This window comes from Mycobacterium sp. (assembly GCF_965277065.1).
GTDB lineage: Bacteria > Actinomycetota > Actinomycetes > Mycobacteriales > Mycobacteriaceae > Mycobacterium.
Map to the genome: position 1 here is coordinate 1,197,741 of NZ_CBDIBT010000019.1, position 20,316 is coordinate 1,218,056.

The following is a 20,316-nucleotide window of genomic DNA, read 5'->3' on the forward strand; positions in this document are numbered from 1 at the left end:
CGGTGGAACACCTGCGCTTGCTCACTGTCCGGGACAGCGCTTACTGGATCCTTAATGCGACGGAGGGTCGGCGCCGGTGTCGAGGATGAATTCCTCGTCGCCGATCCGGACGCGATCGCCGTTGTGCAGTTCGGCGCTGGGGTCGATGCGGGTACGGCTCACCCGGACTCCGTTTGCCGAACCCAGATCGGTGATGAGCATCGTGCGACCGTCATCGGCGATGACGGCGTGGTGGCGGCTGACCTTGGCATCGGACAGCACGATGTCGTTGTCCGGGCTTCGGCCGATCCGGGTGGCCGTGCCGGTCAATGCATGGCGCCGCCCGTCCGCGCCCACCAATGCCGCCACCACGGAGCGCCGGACGCGGATTGCGTTGTCCGACTGCGCGACAATGGTGTCCTCGGCGTGGGTCTGGGCGACCTTGCGCGCATCCAACGGCTCTTGGCGCAGGATCCGCTCGTACAGCTCGCGGATCGTCCAGCCTGGGTCGATACCCAGGTCTTCTGCCAGCAGAGCTTTCAGCCGCAGGTACGCATCCAGAGCGTCCGATTGGCGGTCAGCCAGGTAGTAGGCGGTAATCAGCTGCGCCCACAACGGTTCTCGATACCCATGCCTGGCGGTCAGCGCCTCGAGCTCGGAGATCACGGTATGTGGCCTCCCGCAGGCGATTTCGGCCTCGGAACGCGCGATGTAGACCAATACGCGTTCCTCGTCGAGGGCCGCGGCCAGAGTCTCCACGAAGTGAAAGTCGCTCAGGTCCTCCAGAACCGGGCCGCGCCACTGATCGAGGGCTGCCACTAGGTGCTGGCCGGCCTCCTCGAATTGTGCGGCGGCGGCGGCCTGCACTCCGGCATTTCGCGCGGCGATGAAGCGGCCGAAGTCGTACTGATCGTCGCTGATCGACAGCTGATAGCCCGGCGGCATGCTGGCCAGCACGGAACGGTCGATGCCTGCGTCGTTCATCAGCCGGCGCAGGTTAGAGATGTAGGCATGCAAGGTGGCCCGCGCTCCCTGCGGGGGCCGTTGATCCCATGCGGCACCGATGAGCGAGTCGATGCTCACCGGCCGATTCGCATTGACGATCAACATCGCCAGCACCGCACGCTGCTTCGGCGTGCCCAATGGCACCGGTTGATCGCCCATGCGCACCTGCAACGGGCCCAATACGCCGAACTGAGCTGTCGCAAAGGACAGCCCAGTACCCAACTCGTCGGCCATCATGAGGTTTCCGCGTTCACCAGGTTCGCCAGCTAAACAAAAGCAGCATAGCTTCCGGATAGGATCTGCCCATGCCGGTCTCGGTAGGCGAAGCGTTCGCGGGGTACACGATCCTGCGCGTCCTCGGCGCGGGCGGTATGGGAACGGTGTATCTGGCCGCTCATCCGCGGCTGCCGCGCCAAGATGCGCTGAAGGTGTTGCCACCGCAATGGACCGCCGATCCGCAGTACCGTGAGCGGTTTCTGCGCGAGGCAGATCTGACCGCCAGCCTGTCGCATCCCAACATTCTGGGTGTCCACGACCGCGGCGAACATGACGGGCAGTTGTGGATCTCGATGGACTACGTCGGGGGCACCGATGCGTCCCGGCTGGTACGTGAGCACCACCCGCAAGGATTGCGCCCCGGTCAAGCGGTCGAGATCGTCACCGCCGTTGCGTCGGCGCTGGATTACGCACACCAGCAGGGGCTGCTGCACCGCGACGTCAAACCGGCCAACGTCCTGCTCGATCCCAAGGCGCAGCGAATCTTTCTGGCCGACTTCGGTATTGCGCGTCTCATCGACGACCCGGCCGGGCTGACCGCGACGAACATGGCGGTCGGCACCATGGCCTACGCGGCACCCGAGCAGCTGCGGGGCGAACCTCTCGACGGGCGCACCGACCAGTATGCGTTGGCCTGCACAGCATTTGACCTGTTGACGGGCGCGCCACCGTATGTCGATTCCAACCCTGCGGTGGTGATCACCAAACATGTTGCGGCTCCTATACCGTCGCTGGGGGAACGTCGTCCGGAATTGGCCGCGCTGGACCCGGTGCTGGGCAGGGCGATGGCGAAGTCGCCCGCAGATCGGTTCGCCAGCTGCGGAGAGTTCGCCAGGGAGCTGAACTACGCCCTGAACCCGCCGTCCGGTTACGTACCGAAGGCTCCCCCACCGCCGAGCGCGCCCGGGCCGGCACCTACACTGATGACCCCGACACGACGGGTAACGCGGCCGAAACTGATTGCCTCACTTGTGGTCAGCGCGTTGATACTCGTGGCGGCCGTGTTCGCCGGCATGCTGTTGATCCAGCGTCACGATCGGGCCGCGACCGCTCCGTCGGCCGCCACCGTCCATACGTTTTCCGGCACCTACCGTGCCGACTACGGTCCCGGCACCGACCTCGAGGGCAAACCGGCCGTCGGCGCACCGCCGATGACGGGCACCTGGGACGTGCGCTCCAACTGCGGCGCGGGCGGCTGTATCGCGACGGCCGCCTACACCGGTGGCAGCGGAATCGTGCTCGTCTCGAACCTGGTCTTCGACCAGGTCGGCGCCAATTGGGTTGCGGTGGGCCTTGGTTCGACGTCCTGCAATGACGCACCCTCCGAGGTCTGGGTGGTCTTCACCCTGCAACCACAACCCGACGGCACCCTGACCGGCGAAACCACCCGGTCCACCATCAACAGTTGCAGCGCGGCCAAGCGCACCGTGACCTTCACCCGCACCGGCGATCCCGATCTCACCAAGGTCCCCGACCCGGCGTCCTTGCCGCCACGGGCGGCATCTCCGTCGACAGCGCTGCACGGCCGCTACCACGAGACGATCACCTACGCGAACGGTGGCTCGGCACCGGGGCAGGACGATCTCACAGTCCGCACCGTGTGCCTGCGAACCGGCGATCGTTGCATGAGCCTGTTCCATGCCATCGACGGCGTTGTGCCGCTGGTGTTCGGCGGCGGGAAGTGGACCCGCGACGACGAGGGCACCGTGCCCTGCAATACCGGCGGGACCGCGCAGATCAAGCTGAGCGCCGAGTATCCGTTGCCCGACCCACTGCAGGATCCGATCCCTGTGCTCACCGGTCACGGCCACAACGAGACAACCGGGAGTACCTGCGCCGGAGTCGATTTCGAGGACAAGTTCGAACGCACCGGCGACTGAGTCGCGGCTTACTTCTTGGTGAGCTGGTGCCGGGTACGGTCTTGACGGACCGGGACGCCGTTGCGGCCGGACAGATCCTGCGCGTAAAGGCCGGTCGCGTAGGCGACCCCACCGCCGTTGATGCCCAGCTCACCGCGGTCGATGTGCTCCAGGGTGTCGGTGCTCTTGTGGTAGTTCGGGTCGAATGGCTCGTCCGCGGGACCACCCCACAGCTTGGCTTCATCCGCCGACTTCTTGGTCTCGGCGCCGGAGAACAGCCCGCCCGCCGGGACGCCTGCGGCGGTGAAGCCGTCGTAGTCGGATCTGCCGTCGAACCCGGTGTCCTGCGGGGTCTTTCCGGCGGAGTTGAGGTAGGCGGCCAGAGACCGCTCGATGCCGGCGGAACCCTCGGGCACAACCGGGTTGCCCCGCTGGTCGGCCGGCAGCGACTGATCCCCGTCGTAGGTGAAGTAGCCCGGGTTCGGCGAGGCGAGCATGTCGAAGTTGAGATACAGCGCGATGTCTTTGAGCGCGTTGACATCCAACGACTGCACGTACTTCCGCGAACCGACCAACCCGAGTTCCTCGGCACCCCAGAAGCCGAACCGCACCGCGTTGTGAACCCCCGGCGCGTTGCCCAGCTGCAAGGCGGTTTCCAGCACCGCGGCCACACCGGATCCGTTGTCGTTGATGCCGGGCCCCTCGGGGACGCTGTCGAGGTGTGCCCCGATCATCACCACGTCGCTGCTCGAACCGGTCTTGGTCTGCGCGACCACATTGCGGGCCGAGACGGTCTTGGTCTCGGCAACTACCTGCACTGTCGCGGGACCCGCGATCGTGCGCAGCAGCGCGCCATCGGTTTTGGTGACGCCGACGACCGGGATCTTGACCTCGTTGGCCTCGCCCAGGGTGCCGGCGATGTGCTCCTCGACGACGTTGTCCGCCAGGACAACAGCTACCGCGCCTTTCTGCGCGGCGGCGACGGCTTTCTGCGCAAACGGGCAGGTCCCGCGTTCCACCATCACCACGGCACCGTTGACCGGGAGATTGTCGAAGTCGGTGGGATTGCAGCCCGGACTTCCATCGACCGGGAGCGCGACCAGCGGGCCGGTGACCCCGACCGGCGGGGTACCGAGGCTGTATTCCAGGGCCCGCGCTTCGACCTTCTTGTCGGCAACAGTCACCGACCCCGGGTCGGCATGGAACACGTGCGCATCGAACTGCATCGTCTGTACGTCAAAACCCTTGTCCCGCAACTTGCCCACCACGTAGTCGACGCTGGCGTCGTAGCCAGGAGTGCCGACCGCGCGGGTGCTGTTGTTGGCATTGGCGATGTCCTGCAATTTCGTCAGGTGGGCCATCATCGCGTCCGTGGTGACCCGGCCGCGCAGCGAGGCAGCGAAGTCCGGTGCCGAGATCGGTTTCATCGAGTTGGCGTTGTCGGAGGATGAACATCCGCCGGTTGCCAGCATCAATGTTGCGACAGTGACGAGCAGGGTTTTTGATTTGGTAGCCATCGCGCCCCAGGTTAGACGCAGGCGTTGGCTCGTACCTTGCATGTGGCCCGTGTCAGCTCGCCGCTTCGGTGGGGTCTTCGCGCCGCAGATAGGCGTGGACGGTGGTTCCGGCGGAGGTGGTGTGCGTGCGCAACAGGTCGGCGATCGCGTTCACCACGAACAGTCCGTACGGGCCGGCGCCGGCCGCGCCCGGCGGCCGGCGTCCCGCCAGCGGGTCCGCCCAGTGGCCCGTGTCGCGTGCCTCACACACCACGAACCCGCTGTCGTACCAGAACGCCAGCTCGCACGGGCCGCCGGCGTGATCGAGGCTGTTGGTGGCCAATTCGGTGGTGACCAGCAGGAGGTCGGCGACCCGATCCGGGGCCATCCCGAGCAGCCGGCCGTAGCGTTCGGCGGATTTGCGAGCGCCGGCCAGGTCGTGCGCGTGCTCGACGGTGTAGGTCACGGCGGCCGGACTGGTCACCAAAGGTTGATTGCACTGTTCGAGCGCGGTGTCGACGGCATATTCCGGACTGTGTCGGCGAGACCCGCCCTGCCAGAGCTGCGGATGGGTGAGGCGGACGTGCGCCAGGACGCTCTCGTGCAGGCACGATGCGTCGTAAGGGCATATGCCGGTGATGCTCGAGCCCGAGAACGCGATGTTGGCCAGCGCCTCGTGCTGCATGCAGGCGAGGTACTCGTGTTCCGTTCGGCCCGCCCAGGCCGATTCGGCGACGATGCGGACATGCTGGCCCGGGTGGCGCTCGACGAACGAGTATTGCCCGGCGAGAATCCGCCCGGGATTGCGGCCGAATTCGACCATGTCGGCCATCGTCACGTCATCCGCGTCGTCGCCCAACGCACAACGCAACGCATCCAGCCGGTCTCCCGGCACCGCGATCAAAATGGCCTGCCCCTGCGCCAGCCCTTCGAGGACAAAGTTCACCAGCGAATCCACGTATTCGCGCTCTGATTCGTAAAAGAGCGCCGAATGGTCGAAGCCGCGACGGTGCACGTGTGCTCTCGGTGTCGTGTCGACGGAGGAATCCCCCGGCATTAATTGCAGCATGTCGAACGTTGAGTTACCCAGGCGGTCAAAAACTAATCAGCCGCTGCCGAGATCAGGTCGGCCACCGCCCGCATACCTGCTGCGTTGGGGTGAAACGGCGCGGGGCGCCACGGGAGCGGCCAACCTGCCGCGACGGTCCAGGGATCTGGCGCCCAGGCATGGTGATTCCGGCTCGCCTGGCCCGCGCGCACGACCTCGCATCCGGTGGCCTCGGCGGCCTGCGCGGTGGCGTCTTCGAGACGTGTGGCAATCAGCCGACCCAGCTCGGCGTGATCGGCCCACAGCGGAGCCGCGGGTGCACCGGCTGCCGGCAACAACGTGAGGTAGTCGACGAACATCACCCGGGCAAGTGGCGCCCGCCGACGCACCGCGGTGCCAACGGCGCTCAAGGCGTCGACGATCCCGTCGAGCGCTTCGATGCGCGCGTCGCGGTCGAGGAGTTCGCGGATGGCGGGCAGCCTGCGCGCCACACTGGGCAGCGAGGCCGCCATCAGCAGCGGAACGTATCCGACGTCGTTGCCGCCGATTGTGATGGTCACCACAGCTTCGGAGCCGTTGAGTGCCGCGATCTGCGGCGGGGCGCGGCGCTGGCGCTCGGTGAGCACGTTCGCGGTGGTAGCGCCGGAGAAGGTGACGTCGACCAGGTCGAGGCCGAGCTGCTCGGCAACCAGGTGGGCATAGTTTCGCGCGGAGCGGCCCGATCCGAACGGCGCACCCGGCGCGGTCGGCCGGATCCCCGGCCCGGCAGCCATCGAGCTGCCGAGCGCGACGTATCGGCTCATGCTTCGTTCAGCTGCCCAACGGGCTCGACGCCTGAGCCCAGAACCTTTTCGGGATGCGCCCGGCGCGCCGGGCCAGATAACCGGCGGTGACGGCGGCAGCCATCGCCGCGGCCATCGTGGGAGGATCGGCGGCGCGGGTTACCGCGGTGGCCAATAGCACTGCGTCGCAACCTAATTCCATCGCCAGCGCGGCGTCACTGGCCGTTCCGATGCCGGCGTCGAGCACGACGGGGACGCCGGCTTGAGCGACGATCATCTCGATGTTGTGCGGGTTGGCGATTCCCAGGCCGGTCCCGATCGGCGAACCGAGAGGCATCACTGCCACACATCCGGTGTCTTCCAGCCGTTTGGCCAGCGCCGGGTCGTCGTTGGTGTAGGGCAGTACCACGAAGCCGTCGTCGACCAATTGCTCTGCGGCACGGACCAATTCGATTGCATCGGGCAGCAGGGTACGATCGTCGGCGATCACTTCCAGCTTGACCCATTCGGTGCCGAGCGCCTCGCGGGCGAGTTGCGCGGTGAGCACTGCTTCGGCGGCGCTGCGGCAACCCGCGGTGTTAGGCAGCGGTGTGATGCCCAGGCGGCTCAGCAGATCGAGCATGCCGGTGCCACCTTCCGAGTCGACGCGTCGCATCGCGACCGTGGTCAACTCGGTTCCGGACGCAACGAGCGCTTCTTCGAGGACGGCAAGGTTGGCCGCTCCCCCGGTGCCCATGATGAGCCGCGAGGCGAAGCTGCGCCCCGCGATGGTCAGCTTGGAATCAGCCACCCTGCACCGCCGTGACGACCTCGATGTTCGCGCCGTCGGAAAGTGTTGTGGCCCAACTCGATCGTGGTAGGACGGCTTGTTCGACGGCGACCGCGATGCCGCGGTCCGGATAGCCCAGAGACTGCAACAACGCCGCGACGGTCATGTGATCGTCGACCTCGAGATCGTCGGCATTGACGCGCACAATCATCTGCGCCGCTCCTCTCCCCCGCAAGCGGGAGGTGCCCCCACATCGCTCTCTTGCTCTGCATCGTCGCCGGCGGTCATCTCTGTGCTCCAACCACATTGAGTTCGGACATAATCTGTTCCGCCGTCCAGGGCGCCAGCAGGAAACCCGACCGACCGTGCCCGGCGGCGACCAGAGTGCTCGCATCCAGACGTCCCACCAACGGTAGGTTATCCGGCGTCATCGGGCGTAAACCGGCGACGCATTCGGCGAACTCGTATTCGCCGAGCGCCGGCATCACCGTGCACGCATCGTCGAGCAGATCCCGCACTCCGGATACCGTGGGCGCGGTGTCGCGGCCGTGCTCGTACTGGCTGGCGCCGACGACCACACCGTCGATGCGTGGCACAACGTACACCTGACGTCCGTGCACGCGGGCGCGAATGACCCGCTGCGGCAACGGCATACATCCCTTGCGCCAGCGCAACCTCAGCACTTCGCCTTTCACCGGCCGAATCGCCAGGCCCGGCCACAACGACGGGGCGTCGACACCGTTGGCGATCACGACCGTGTCGGCCGCGACGGACGACACGTCGGTGACCGGCCCGGCCCACTCGACGCCGAGCTGTTCGCAGGCCGCCGCCAGTCCGTCCAGCAGGGCACGATTGTCGACGGCGAGTTCGGTCGGCGCCCGGAAGCCGTGCCGAATGCCTTGTGCCAGCATCGGTTCCACCTCGCGCGGCGCCGACTCCCACACCACCGGATGTCCCTGCGCGGACAGCCAGTCCGCGACCGTGCGCAGGTCGGCCAGATCAGCGCGGTCGACGGCGACCACCAACGACTCCCGTGCGGTGATCACCTGAGCGGGCAGGCCCTCGGTGAATCCGCCGTCGCGCCATAGCCGCAGCGAATCCAGGCCGAGCTGCAGCAGTCGCTCCTCGCCCGGCCAGCCCTCGCTGTGCGGTGCCAGCATTCCGGCGGCCACCCACGACGCGCCGGGTAGCCCGGAGCGGTGCACCCGCACCGACCAGCCGGCCTGAGCAGCGCGGCGCGCAACCGACAGCCCGATCACGCCGCCGCCGATGACGGCCAGCGATCCCAAGTCCGATGGCATCTCCCGCTCCCTTCGCCGGCATGATCCGGATCAGGTTCGACGGTAAGGGCTGGCGCGCCCACTCTCAGACCCCGTACCAGGGACTCCCGTGTCGGACACCCACGGTAGTCGTTAGCGTCTCCGTGTGCACCAACCATGCGACCGGCTCGCCAGCGCACGCCTCTACCTCTGCACCGACGCCCGCCGCGAGCGCGGTGACCTGGTCGAATTTGCCGACGCCGCGCTGGCCGGCGGGGTGGACATCATTCAGCTGCGCGACAAAGGGTCGGCCGCTGAGCAGCGGCTGGGTCCGCTGGAAGCGCGTGCGGAGCTGGCAGCGCTCGAGGTGCTCGCCGACGCCGCGCGCCGACACGGCGCACTGCTGGCCGTCAACGACCGTGCCGACATCGCGCGCGCAGCCGGAGCCGCCGTGCTGCACCTGGGCCAGGACGACCTGCCGCTGACGGTGGCGCGTGACATCGTCGGGCCGGACACGCTGCTCGGCCGGTCGACGCACGACGCCGAGCAGGTCGTCGCCGCGATCGCCGAGGACGTCGACTATTTCTGCGTCGGGCCGTGTTGGCCGACTCCCACCAAACCGGGACGCGCCGCACCCGGGTTGGCGCTGGTGCGGTCGACCGCCGGGCTGGCGTGCGACAAGCCGTGGTTCGCCATCGGCGGCGTCGACGCGGATCGCCTGCCGGAGGTGCTGGCGGCCGGCGCGCGGCGGATCGTCGTCGTCCGGGCGATCACCGCCGCGGAGGATCCGCGTGCCGCGGCGCAGCGGCTCAGTTCGGCACTTGCAGCAGCGAGCTGATCCGCGAGCTCAGCTGCGACGGCTCGTGGTCGGGCTGGCCGGCGGTGCACCAGATGAAAACGCCCTGCTCGATCTCGATCGTGCGCGGCAGGTTGCGACGCAGCTGATCGTCATGGCTCAGCGGCAGAATCTCGGCCGCGGTGCGCAGCCGCTGCCAGCTGGCCGCGAATCCGGGGTGTAGCGGCAGCGCGTCCACCTCGTCCTCGCCGACCCAGCGCATCTCGGCGCTCTCGAAGTTCGGCTCGGTCTGCAGCTGTTCGGCCGCATCGGCGACGACGGTGGTGTACGTCCAGAAGTGGCCATTGGCCGCAGAAATCTCAGCGGTGACCACGGTCGCGCGCACTGACACGTACCGGTCCAGCAGGCCCGCTTCCTCGTGAGCCTCGCGGACCGCGGCTTCTTCGGGGCTCTCATGGCTGTCGCGGGCGCCGCCCGGCAGACCCCAGGTGCCCCCCTGGTGGCTCCACGGTGCGCGGTGCTGCAGTAACACCGCCGGTGATCCGTCCGGTCGCGGCGCCCGGAGCAATAGGCCGGCCGCCCCGAATCGGCCCCAATACGGGTTGCCGGTGTCGGACACCACCCATCCGTCACCGTCGCCGCGCACGCGTTCAGGATAAGCGCGCTCGGCGACGATGCGGGCCGCGAAGGGGCCCGAGGAGGAGCCGAGCAAACAAGTAGAAGCCCTGAATGGTGCGGCATGTGTCGCAGACCGGTAACGAGTCGGGAAATCTGAGTAAGCAGGTCCCCGCATCTCAGGAAAAGGCTCTTAGACTCCACTTAATACCGTTCGCGACATCCACACGCCCGAAAGATGAGGTCCGAACAGACGTGACCGTTGAGTTGGCGCACCCGTCGACTGAGCCGCTGGGTTCGCGGTCGCCGATCGAACCGGCCCACCCCCGGTGGTGGTTCGTGGCGACAACGCCCGGCCGCATCCTGTCGATCGGTCTCGTGGTGGCCATCCTCGGTGGTCTCAGCGCGTTCGCCACCTCGACCACCATCAATCAGCGACAGCACGCGCTGACGACCGTGCTGAGCCACACCGAGCCGCTGGCGTTCGCAGCCGGGCGGCTCTACACCACGCTGTCGGTGGCCGACGCGGCCGCCGCGACGGCCTTCATCGCCCAGGCCGAGCCGCGCACCGTCCGGCAGCGCTACGAGCAGGCGATCACCGACGCGGCGGTGGCCGTGACCAGGGCGTCGAGTGGTCTCACCGACGAGCCGCTGGTCCAGTTGCTCGGGCGGGTCAACGCCGAGCTGGCGGTCTACACCGGGCTGATCGAGATCGCGCGAACCAACAACCGCGGCGGCAATCCCGTCGGTTCGTCGTACCTGTCTGAGGCGTCGACGCTGATGCAGTCGTCGATTTTGCCGGACGCTGCGCGGCTCTACAGCCAGACCTCGGAGCGAGTGGACACCGAGACCACGGCCTCGACGCAGATTCCCGCCCCGGTGATCCTGGTCGTATTGGCCACGGCGGTATTCGGCGCGTTCTCGCACCGATGGCTGGCACGGCGCACCAAGCGGCGGATCAACCCCGGTCTTGTCGCCGGTGCGCTGGCAATTCTCGTTATGGTGGTGTGGGTGGGAACCGCGCTCGCGATCTCCACCAGCGGCAGCCGGAGCGCCAAAAACACTGCGGCGGAGTCACTGAAGACGATTACCAATCTGTCCATCAGTGCGCAGCAGGCACGTGCCGACGAGACATTGTCGCTGATTCGGCGCGGGGACGAAGAGGTCCGGAAACAGTCCTTCTACGAACGTATCGACGCCATGCACAAGCAACTCGACGAGTACCTCGCTCGTGGCGACGCCGTGGACAAGAACGATTTGCAGGGCGCCGACCAAGTGCTGAATCAGTGGCGCCGCGCCGATGACCGGATCAACGCCTACATCGCGGTCGGTAATTACCGGGCCGCCACTCAGGTCGCGTTGGGCAGCGGCGAGGACGACTCCACCCCTGCCTTCGACAAGCTCGACCGCGCCCTGGTCAAGGCGATGGAACAGAGCCGCCACGAACTGCGCGAAGACGTCTTGAATGCACGACGAGGACTGTCCGGCGCGACCGTGGGCGGCATCGTGCTCAGCTTGGGCGCTGCGGTGGCGGTCGCTCTCGGCTTGTGGCCGCGATTGATGGAGTACCGATGAGGCTCCGGATCTTGTGGATCGCCGTGACCCTGACGGCGCTATTGGCGGGCTGCAGCGAATCGGGTTCGATGGTGGTACCGCCTGCGCCGACGTTGCCGCCACCCACTCCGGCCGGCATGCAGGAGATGCCGGCCCAGCCCCCGCTGGCGCCGGACAAGACCGCCGACAATTGCAATCCCACCGCGAGCCTGCGCCCGTTCGACAACCCCGCCGACGCCGACGCCGCGGTGGCCAACATCCGGGCGCGCGGCAGGCTGATCGTGGGCCTGGACATCGGGAGCAACCTTTTCAGCTTCCGCGACCCGATCACCGGCGAGATCGTCGGCTTCGACGTCGACATCGCCGGCGAGGTGGCCCGCGACATCTTCGGCAACCCGTCGCAGGTGGAGTATCGGATCCTGTCGTCGGATGAGCGCATCACCGCGCTGCAGAAGGGCGAGGTCGACGCCGTCGTGAAGACGATGACGATCACCTGCGATCGGCGCAAGCAAGTCAACTTCTCCACCGTGTATCTCGATGCCTCCCAACGCATTCTGGCCCCACGCGACTCGCCGATCACCAAGCCGGCCGACCTTTCCGGCAAGCGGGTCTGTGTGGCGAAGGGCACCACGTCACTGCACCGGATCCGCGAGATCGCGCCGCCGCCGATCGTGGTCGAGGTGGTCAACTGGGCCGACTGCCTGGTGACGTTGCAGCAGCGGCAGGTCGACGCGGTGAGCACCGATGACTCGATTCTGGCCGGGCTGGTTTCGCAGGACCCCTACCTGCACATCGTCGGGCCGAATATGGGCACGCAGCCCTACGGCATCGGGGTCCAGTTGGACAACACCGGACTGGTCAAGTTCGTCAACGGAACCCTGGAGCGGGTGCGCCGCGACGGTACGTGGAATACCTTGTACCGCAAGTGGTTGACGGTTCTGGGCCCCGCGCCTGCGCCGCCGAATCCGAGGTACGTGGACTGATGGCCGAGCAGTCGGAAGATCTGGACGGCCAGGACGCGGACGACGTCGGTCCGGGAACCCAGCCTGCCGATGCGATGGTGGACTCGTCCGCTCAGAGTCGCCCGATCGCCACACAGGCGATTTTCCGCCCGGACTTCGACGAAGATGACGACGACTTTGCCGGGGCGCTCGGCGATACCACGCCCACGGCCCGGACGAAACCCGCCACCCGCGCTCCGGTTCGCCGGCTAGGCGGTGGCTTGGTCGAGATTCCACGGATCCCGGACATCGACCCACTCGAAGCGTTGATGCCCAATCCGGTTGTGCCGGAGTCGAAGCGCTTCTGCTGGAACTGTGGACGCCCGGTGGGTCGCTCCAGCGAGGACGAAAGGGCCCAATCGGAGGGCGACTGCCCGTATTGCGCAAGCCCGTATTCGTTTCTGCCGCAGCTCAATCCGGGCGATGTGGTCGCCGGCCAGTACGTCATCGAGGGTTGCATCGCCCATGGCGGGCTTGGCTGGGTGTACCTGGCGCTCGACCGCAACGTCAACGATCGCCCGGTCGTGCTCAAAGGTCTGGTGCATTCCGGCGACGCCGAGGCGCAGGCGATCGCCATGGCGGAGCGGCGATTCCTTGCCGAGGTGGTCCACCCGTCGATTGTGCAGATCTTCAACTTCGTCGAGCACACCGACCAACATGGCGAACCGGTCGGCTACATCGTCATGGAATACGTTGGTGGGCAGTCACTCAAACGGCGCAAGGGTGACCGGCTGCCAGTCGCCGAAGCGATCGCCTACGTCCTGGAAATCCTCCCGGCCCTGAGCTACCTGCATTCGATCGGTCTGGTCTACAACGACCTGAAACCGGAAAACATCATGCTCACCGAAGAGCAGCTCAAGCTGATCGACTTGGGCGCGGTGTCGCGGATCAACTCGTTCGGCTACCTGTACGGCACACCGGGTTATCAGGCACCCGAGATCGTGCGGACCGGCCCGACGGTGGCGAGCGACATTTACACCGTCGGCCGCACCCTCGCGGCGCTGACGTTGAAGCTGCGCGCCCGCGGTGGCCGCTACGTCGACGGCCTTCCCGAAGATGACCCGGTGCTGGCCGAGTACGACTCGTTCGGCCGATTACTGCGCCGCGCAATCGATCCGGATCCGAGTCGGCGTTTCGGCAGCGCCGAAGAGATGTCCGGTCAGCTCTCGGGTGTGCTGCGTGAGGTCGTCGCACAGGACACCAGGGTGCGACGGCCGAGCCTGTCGACCATCTTCTCGCGCAGCCGCGCGACGTTCGGCGAGTCGCTGTTGGTTGCTCACACCGACGTCTACCTCGATGGCCATGTGCACTCGGAGAAGTTGACCGCCAAGGAGATCGTCACCGCGCTGCAGGTGCCGCTGGTGGATCCGGCTGACGTCGCCGCGCCGCTGTTGCAGGCGACCGTGCTGTCGCAGCCAGTGCAGACCCTGGATTCGCTGCGTGCATTCCGCCACGGCGCAGTGGATTCCGAGGAGATCGACTTGTCGGACTCCGTCGAGCTGCCGCTGATGGAGGTTCGCGCTTTACTGGACCTCGGTGATGTCGCCAAGGCCACCCGCAAGCTCGATGACCTGGCCGAGCGGGTGGGGTGGCGCTGGCGGTTGGTGTGGTATCGCGCCGTCTCTGAATTGCTCACCGGCGACTACGACTCGGCGAGCAAACATTTCAGCGAAGTACTGGACACTTTTCCCGGCGAGCTGGCGCCGAAGATGGCCCTGGCCGCGACCGCCGAGTTGGCCGGCACCTCCGACGAACACAAGTACTACGAAGAGGTGTGGAATACCGACGACGGGGTGATCTCGGCTGGCTTCGGGCTGGCCAGGGCTCAGTCGGTCGAGGGTGATCGAGGCGGGGCAGTGCGCACGCTCGACGAAGTCCCGGCTACATCAAGGTATTTCACCACAGCGCGACTGACCAGCGCCGTGACGCTACTGTCCGGCCGGTCGGCCAGCGAGATCACTGAGGACCAGATCCGCGATGCGGCCCGACGGGTCGAGGCACTGCCACCCACCGAGCCGCGGGTGCTGCAGATCCGCGCGCTGGTGTTGGGTAGCGCGTTGGACTGGCTAGGCGAAAACCAGGCCAGCACCAACCACATCCTCGGCTTCCCGTTCACCGAACACGGTCTGCGACTGGGCGTCGAGGCGTCACTGCGTGGCCTGGCGCGGGTGGCGCCCACCCAGGCGCATCGCTACAAGCTGATCGACATGGCGAACCGAGTTCGGCCTACCAGCACCTTCTAACTGGGCCGCCTCGCTCATCTGCGCGCCTAGTGTGAACGCTGGGCGGGTTTTTCGTCATTTTCCCGCCCTAGGTTCACACTGAAAGCCCTCAACTCACAGTCGATCGTCGTACATCCAGTGCAGAACCGACCCGATGCAGTATCGCGGCGGGACGGTCGCCTGCCACCACTCGAATCACGATCCAACCCATTCGCTGCAACGTCTCCAACCGCCGAATGTCTTTGCGATACTGGGACAGGTCACTCCGGTGGTGCTCACCGTCATACTCGACGGCCACCATGTAGTCGCGCCAACCCATGTCCAGGTAGTACGTCCCATGTTCGGTTATCACCATTATTTGAGTCTGCGGCCGCGGAAATCCGCCTTCGATGAGAAGTAGCCGCAAATACGTTTCCCGCGGCGACTGGGCTCCTGGGTCGAGGAGTTCGAGCACCATGTCGAGGTTCCGCAAACCGCGCGAACCAGGATGCCGGCTGGCGATATTCGCAACACTGTCGCGCTTCAAAACTGTTGCTCGCGAGAGTGCATCCAAGTGTGCGATAGCCCTGCGGCACGGTTGAAGTCGGCCAATGTCGAACGCCGTGCGCTCCGGTGTAGTGGCCAGCATGCCGGCAACAGTCATGACTTCGCCCTCGAGCAGGGTGTCCCGTCGAGTGCGCACTCCGCGTGGTGGGCGATTATTGCGGTGGATGAGCTCGACGGTGACGTCCTCGTCAATCCACTTGGCCCCGTGCAGTGCAGCGGCCGCAACGCCGGAGATAACTCCCTCGCGGCGAGTCCAAAGCCAAGCTGCCGCGATCCGTCGGTCAAGCGACGTCGGGATGTTGTTGGGCAGATATACACCCGGAACCACCAGTCGGTGTTGTGTCCGCAGCCGATGCCTGTTCATGATGCCGCGCGACAGCGCCTCGCTCCCAATAAACGGCTCATCGGCCTTCGACTCCACGCCGTGGAGAGTCGCACGGACGGCGGGGCTGGCATCTGATCCTGTCCACAGGTTCCCAGTAATGCCTGGTGACCAGTATCGCAAGCAAAACGCAAGGAAACTCCGGCACAGTTGCACCATGGCCGGCCAGTCAGATGGGTGGATCACCACCGCGCGCGTGCTTCGCCGGATCGGGTTCGGAACGACCGGTGCGCAGGTTGACGCCGTGGCTGCCAAAAATTGGCCAAACTATGTCGACGCCGCCCTGGGTGCAGACCCCGAGGCGGACCCCGGCGCCCGTGCGACACCGATGCCGACGTTGCCCGTTCTGCGCGGCCCCGGAAAGGGAGCCGGTGTCGCCGCCCGCAAAGAGTTCAATCGCCAACGGTCCGACCAGATGACCGAGCTGTCGGGGTGGTGGTTGCGGCGAATGGTCACGGTGCAGCAGCCTATTCACGAGAAACTTACGTTGTTGTGGCACAACCACTTTGCCACGTCGGCCGAGAAGGTGCGGTCCGCCTCGGACATGGCGGCCCAGAACCATAAGCTACGCACCCAGTCGCTCGGCGATTTCCGGACGCTCGCTTACTCCATGTTGACCGACGCCGCGATGATGCACTGGCTGGATGCTCAGACCAGCACAGCGAAGGCGCCCAACGAAAATCTCGCACGAGAATTCATGGAGTTGTTCGCGCTCGGGCACGGCGACGGCTACAGCGAAGACGATGTCCGCCAAGGCGCACGGGCATTGACCGGGTGGACCATTCGACCCGCCACCGGACAGACCATGATGGTGCCCAACCGCCACGACCACACGGCCAAGACGATATTCGGGGTCACCAAAAATTTCGACGCGGGCGGGTTCGTTGACGCCGTTCTGGCCCAGCCGAAATCGCCGCAGTACGTTGCCGGACGACTCTGGCAGCAGTTGGCGTCTGACACCCCGCCGTCGCCGCAGGCGCTGGATCGGTTTGTCGCCGCGTTTGGTGCTCGCCGCGACTTGCGGGCGCTGACTCGTGCAATTCTCACCGACGGTGAATTCGTCGCCAGTCGAGCGGCGATCGTCAACACGCCGGTCGAGTGGCTTATCGGGGTGATGCGGACACTGCAGGTCCCCATCGACAACGCGGCGCGGCCGAAAATGGTCGGCTCCACGTTGCGGGCGCTGGGCCAGCGTCCGTTCTACCCACCCGACGTCGGTGGCTGGCCCCATGGCCGGGTCTGGATGTCCACCGCCAGCGCCGACGTGCGAATGCGGGCCGCCAGCCAACTCGCGCGTGCGGGAGACCTCTCCACCGTCGAAGACGCCTCGGCTGACGACCGGATCGATGCCGTCGGTTATCTGATCGGGGTTGGCGCATGGACAGACCGGACCGTTAAGGCCCTGAACCCGTTGGTGGGCAAGCCAGTTCAGCTGGTCGCCGCCGCCGTCAACACGCCTGAATACCTGACGTCGTAACGGGGGAATGCCGATGCCTGAATTGAATCGCCGTAAGTTTCTGCTCGCCAGCGCCGGCGTTGGCGCGGCAGGTCTGTTGTCGAGTGCCTGCTCTGTCAGCTGGCCCCAGCTGATGAAGGAGGCGCAACAGCGACCGCTGGCCGAGGGCGCCGGCGTGCTGGTGCTCCTCACGATGTACGGCGGCAATGACGGGATCAACACCCTGATCCCTTACGCCGACAACGCTTATCACGACGCCCGGCCCGAATTGGCCTATGCCCCGGGCGATGTGCTGCACTTGGACGACCAGCTAGGGCTCAATCCGGCACTGAAGGGCCTGGCCCGGCAGTGGAATGACAAGAATTTGGCGATCGTGCGCGGCGCAAGCTACCCGAAACCTGACCACAGCCACTTCCGGTCGATGGACATCTGGCAGACCGCGTCGCCGTCCGAACCAGTCCCAACCGGGTGGATCGGCCGCTGGCTCGACGCCACCGGCAACGACCCGCTGCGTGCCGTCAACATCGGCTCGGTGCTACCACCGCTCGCCGTCGGTGAAAAGTGCACGGCGGCAGCGCTAACCGCGTCCGAAAAACCCGAGCAGGCAGACGGCTTCGCCGCGACGATGGATGCACTCGGTATCAACGACCCCAACGACACGTCAGCGATGGCTGCGGTCTGCGACGCCTACCGCGCCACTCGCACCACAGATACCGCCTTCGGCCAGCTCAAACCACCAAGTGGAAAGCACAACTCGCTGGCCGGCCAACTCGGCATGGTGGCGTCGGCGGTTCAGGCGCGGGTGCCCACGCGGGTATACGCGGTGAGTCTGGGCGGATTCGACACGCACGCCAACGAACGCGAATCCCAACAGCGCCAGTTGCAGACGCTCGACGAGGCGATGACCCCGTTCCTGCAGCAAATGGCCGGTGATCAGTACGGCAAGAATGTTGTCCTGCTTGCATATTCGGAATTCGGGCGACGAGTGAGGGCGAATGCTTCGCAGGGCACAGACCACGGCACCGCCGGCCCGGTGTTCGTCGCTGGAATGCCGGTCAAGGGCGGCTTCTACGGCGACGAACCCAGCCTCACCGACCTCGACAATGGCGACCTGAAAGCCACCACCGACTTCCGCGATGTGTACTACGAATTGCTGACGAAAACGCTGCAGACCGATCCCACACCGTCGGTGGGGGCCGGTCGGCGGAGTCTGGGATTTCTGGCTTAAGGTGCTCGCCGAGTCACATTGCTAAAGCGGCCACGCGGATTGCTGGCCCTTTGATGAGTGCCCCTCTGCAGGGAAAAACAGCCCCGCGATGGCTACAGCTGTTACACAAGCCCGCGGAAGGTTTTTCCATGATTCCGGACGTTGGCAGTTCACCTCGGTGTGCAGATCGCGCACCTCGTGCTCGAGTCGCATGGTGAACCCTCAAGTGTTCGGAAAGTTAACTGAGAAGTTTCTGAGTCGAAAATGCGAATTCTTCAGCTTCATCTCAGCTACGCTGCATCCGACCAAACGGACGAAACCTCCAAGGAGTACCGATGCAGCGATCGTCTCGTCCCGCACTCGCGACTGGCGTCGCCGTCGTCAGCGCTGGTCTCATTGCCATCGGTCCGGCAGCCACGCCGCTTCCAGAGATCCAACACCGAGCGGTGCAACTCACCACCACCGAAGCCGGCGACATCAACTTCCCGGAGGTGGGTTGGAACGACATGGTCGCGAACACCACGGCCAACTGGAACGGGCTGATGGATATGTACGACCACACCACCGCTATATATTCGCTGCCTGAAGCGGTGTACTCGCAGGGTCTGACGCAGGTCTTCAACGACGTGTCGACAGATGCACAAGAGTTGGCCAAATATTCAGCCGCGCTATCGGCGTACAACGAAGCGGTGGCGGCGCAACTCGGGGAGCTGCATCCAACGGGCACGCTCCCGCCCATTCCCACGTTTCCGGATCTTTACAACGACCCGGTGCTCAACCCGGTATCAGCACTGACCTTGCTCGTGCAGAACAGTCTCAGTTCTGGTTTTGGCGCGAATGCCGCCGAGGTCGGGTTGACCGGCGTTTACCAGAACATGCTGCCGTCTATCAATGACGTGAGCACTCAATTCAGCAGCATCTCCACGCAGGTGGAAAACCTGTTCACCGGCGGCAGCTTCTCGATGGGCACGATTGACACTGACTTCACGAACATCGGGACCGACATAACCAATATCGACAACTTCCTTTCGCTGGCGCCCAGCACGCTGCTGAACGACTACCTCAACGGTTATCAAGTGCAGTCGGCCGCCCCGGACCCGCTCGCCGGAACGGTGCCGTCCATCGGCGACGCGTACACGCTCAACGCACCCTTCACCGCCAATGACAACGTCTCGATTACCCCGGAGTTCGGTCTGCTCACCAATCCAGATGCCGTCTTCACCACTGACACCAGCGGTTTCGGTGACGGCACCGCCTCGAGCTTCCTGGGCACCTCGCCGCTGGAAACGGGCACGCTCGCCGCATTGCTGCAGTCCGAGCAGACGCTTTCGGACGAGCTGCTGACGGTCACGTCGACGGTGCCCGGCAGCGGCGTAACGGCTCCGGATCCGACCGGTGTGCTGACTATCTTGGGCCCCGACACCCTGAGCTTCAATCTCGACCTGTCGCAGATACCAGTAATCGGTGATGCGATCACCTTCATCAACGACGACGTTATTCCGGCCCTCAACGGCACGCTGACAACCGCAGTCAATGCGGTCAACACCGCGATCAGCGGGCTGAATGACACGATCGCACCCGTCGTCAATGGCGTCATCGACATCTACAACGGGTGCGTAGAAAACACTATTTGCGGTGGGGCACTTGACCTTTTTGCCGGCCATGACGTGAGCACCATCTCTACGCTGGGCAGCAACCTCATTCCAAGCATCCCGACATCAGACATCCCCACGATCAACACCATCGACCCAAATGTGGGCGACACCTTCAATCTCCCGGGTATCACGGAGCCTGGAGTGCCTGCATACGTTATGGATCTCGCTAACAACGAGATGGCGAGCTTGGGTAGCATCGCCGGCCTCGCCGCACCGGTAACCGGAACAGTGAGCAGCGAGGGCATCGGCAACTTCCTGGCTCCGGATCCATTCATGAATCTGGGGACGTTATTCGATTCCACATTGGCGAGCATCTTCGCGGACACGCCGCTCACCTTCACGTCCACGCTGCCGCTGGATTGGACGAACCTGGTGGCGGAGAGCCTGCAAAGTCTGTTCACCACTTGAG

Annotated in this window: 17 protein-coding genes and 1 riboswitch; of the genes, 8 read left to right on the forward strand and 9 right to left on the reverse strand. The window is 65.6% G+C overall.

Annotation, left to right across the window (positions count from 1 at the left end):
* Positions 1-51: 51 nt before the first annotated feature.
* Positions 52-1,221: a BTAD domain-containing putative transcriptional regulator gene (locus ACQY5A_RS23065; RefSeq protein ID WP_428342588.1), complete on the reverse strand. Its 1,170-nt coding sequence runs from the start codon at positions 1,219-1,221 to the stop codon at positions 52-54.
* A 68-nt stretch (positions 1,222-1,289) separates the two neighbouring features.
* On the opposite strand from ACQY5A_RS23065, the gene ACQY5A_RS23070 reads away from it, so the two are divergent.
* Entirely contained in the window at positions 1,290-3,140 is a 1,851-nt protein-coding gene (locus ACQY5A_RS23070; protein WP_428342589.1) for a serine/threonine-protein kinase, read from the forward strand.
* 8 nt (positions 3,141-3,148) lie between these two features.
* Here ACQY5A_RS23070 and ACQY5A_RS23075 read toward each other — a convergent pair whose 3' ends face one another.
* The 6 genes from ACQY5A_RS23075 to thiO all read right to left on the reverse strand — a co-directional run bounded on the left by ACQY5A_RS23075 (position 3,149) and on the right by thiO (position 8,515).
* Positions 3,149-4,591, reverse strand: coding sequence for a M28 family metallopeptidase (locus ACQY5A_RS23075; RefSeq protein WP_428343304.1), 1,443 nt, complete (start codon positions 4,589-4,591; stop codon positions 3,149-3,151).
* A gap of 97 nt (positions 4,592-4,688) precedes the next feature.
* Positions 4,689-5,672 (reverse strand): anti-sigma factor RsbA family regulatory protein, encoded by a 984-nt coding sequence (locus ACQY5A_RS23080; protein ID WP_428342590.1) that lies wholly within the window; start codon positions 5,670-5,672, stop codon positions 4,689-4,691.
* 44 nt (positions 5,673-5,716) lie between these two features.
* Positions 5,717-6,466, reverse strand: coding sequence for an SGNH/GDSL hydrolase family protein (locus ACQY5A_RS23085; protein WP_428342591.1), 750 nt, complete (start codon positions 6,464-6,466; stop codon positions 5,717-5,719).
* A 7-nt stretch (positions 6,467-6,473) separates the two neighbouring features.
* A complete protein-coding gene (locus ACQY5A_RS23090; RefSeq protein ID WP_428342592.1) occupies positions 6,474-7,235 on the reverse strand; it encodes a thiazole synthase in 762 nt (253 codons plus the stop codon).
* Positions 7,228-7,425: a sulfur carrier protein ThiS gene (gene thiS / locus ACQY5A_RS23095; RefSeq protein WP_428342593.1), complete on the reverse strand. Its 198-nt coding sequence runs from the start codon at positions 7,423-7,425 to the stop codon at positions 7,228-7,230. Before thiS ends, ACQY5A_RS23090 begins: the two co-directional genes overlap by 8 nt.
* Before the next feature lie 73 nt (positions 7,426-7,498).
* Positions 7,499-8,515, reverse strand: coding sequence for a glycine oxidase ThiO (thiO, locus tag ACQY5A_RS23100; protein ID WP_428342594.1), 1,017 nt, complete (start codon positions 8,513-8,515; stop codon positions 7,499-7,501).
* A riboswitch (TPP riboswitch) is annotated at positions 8,506-8,615 on the reverse strand. Its footprint overlaps the gene before it by 10 nt.
* 24 nt (positions 8,616-8,639) lie before the next feature.
* Here thiO and thiE point away from each other — a divergent pair.
* Complete coding sequence (thiE, locus tag ACQY5A_RS23105; RefSeq protein ID WP_428342595.1) at positions 8,640-9,311, forward strand: thiamine phosphate synthase; 672 nt, start codon at positions 8,640-8,642, stop codon at positions 9,309-9,311.
* Here thiE and ACQY5A_RS23110 read toward each other — a convergent pair.
* A complete protein-coding gene (locus tag ACQY5A_RS23110) occupies positions 9,283-9,915 on the reverse strand; it encodes an NUDIX hydrolase (protein WP_428342596.1) in 633 nt (210 codons plus the stop codon). The two genes, thiE and ACQY5A_RS23110, sit on opposite strands and share 29 nt — an antisense overlap.
* 224 nt (positions 9,916-10,139) lie before the next feature.
* On the opposite strand from ACQY5A_RS23110, the gene glnX reads away from it, so the two are divergent.
* From glnX to ACQY5A_RS23125, 3 genes are read left to right on the forward strand one after another with little or no spacing between them, the layout of a single operon-like run.
* On the forward strand, positions 10,140-11,459 hold the full coding sequence (gene glnX, locus ACQY5A_RS23115; protein ID WP_428342597.1) for a protein kinase G-activating protein GlnX: 1,320 nt from the start codon (positions 10,140-10,142) through the stop codon (positions 11,457-11,459).
* Entirely contained in the window at positions 11,456-12,421 is a 966-nt protein-coding gene (locus tag ACQY5A_RS23120) for a glutamate ABC transporter substrate-binding protein (protein WP_428342598.1), read from the forward strand. The genes glnX and ACQY5A_RS23120 overlap by 4 nt, the downstream gene beginning before the upstream one ends.
* Positions 12,421-14,682, forward strand: coding sequence for a serine/threonine-protein kinase PknG (locus ACQY5A_RS23125; RefSeq protein WP_428342599.1), 2,262 nt, complete (start codon positions 12,421-12,423; stop codon positions 14,680-14,682). Before ACQY5A_RS23120 ends, ACQY5A_RS23125 begins: the two co-directional genes overlap by 1 nt.
* 88 nt (positions 14,683-14,770) lie before the next feature.
* On the opposite strand, the gene ACQY5A_RS23130 is transcribed toward ACQY5A_RS23125, so the two are convergent.
* Positions 14,771-15,571 carry a hypothetical protein gene (locus tag ACQY5A_RS23130; RefSeq protein WP_428343305.1) on the reverse strand — a complete coding sequence of 267 codons (801 nt, stop codon included), beginning with the start codon at positions 15,569-15,571 and terminating at the stop codon, positions 14,771-14,773.
* A gap of 175 nt (positions 15,572-15,746) precedes the next feature.
* On the opposite strand from ACQY5A_RS23130, the gene ACQY5A_RS23135 reads away from it, so the two are divergent.
* From ACQY5A_RS23135 to ACQY5A_RS23145, 3 genes are all read left to right on the forward strand, one after another.
* Complete coding sequence (locus ACQY5A_RS23135) at positions 15,747-17,066, forward strand: DUF1800 domain-containing protein (protein WP_428342600.1); 1,320 nt, start codon at positions 15,747-15,749, stop codon at positions 17,064-17,066.
* A gap of 13 nt (positions 17,067-17,079) precedes the next feature.
* Positions 17,080-18,273 (forward strand): DUF1501 domain-containing protein, encoded by a 1,194-nt coding sequence (locus tag ACQY5A_RS23140; protein WP_428342601.1) that lies wholly within the window; start codon positions 17,080-17,082, stop codon positions 18,271-18,273.
* Positions 18,274-18,743: 470 nt separating this feature from the next.
* Entirely contained in the window at positions 18,744-20,315 is a 1,572-nt protein-coding gene (locus ACQY5A_RS23145; protein WP_428342602.1) for a hypothetical protein, read from the forward strand.
* The last annotated feature ends 1 nt before the right edge of the window (position 20,316 follow it).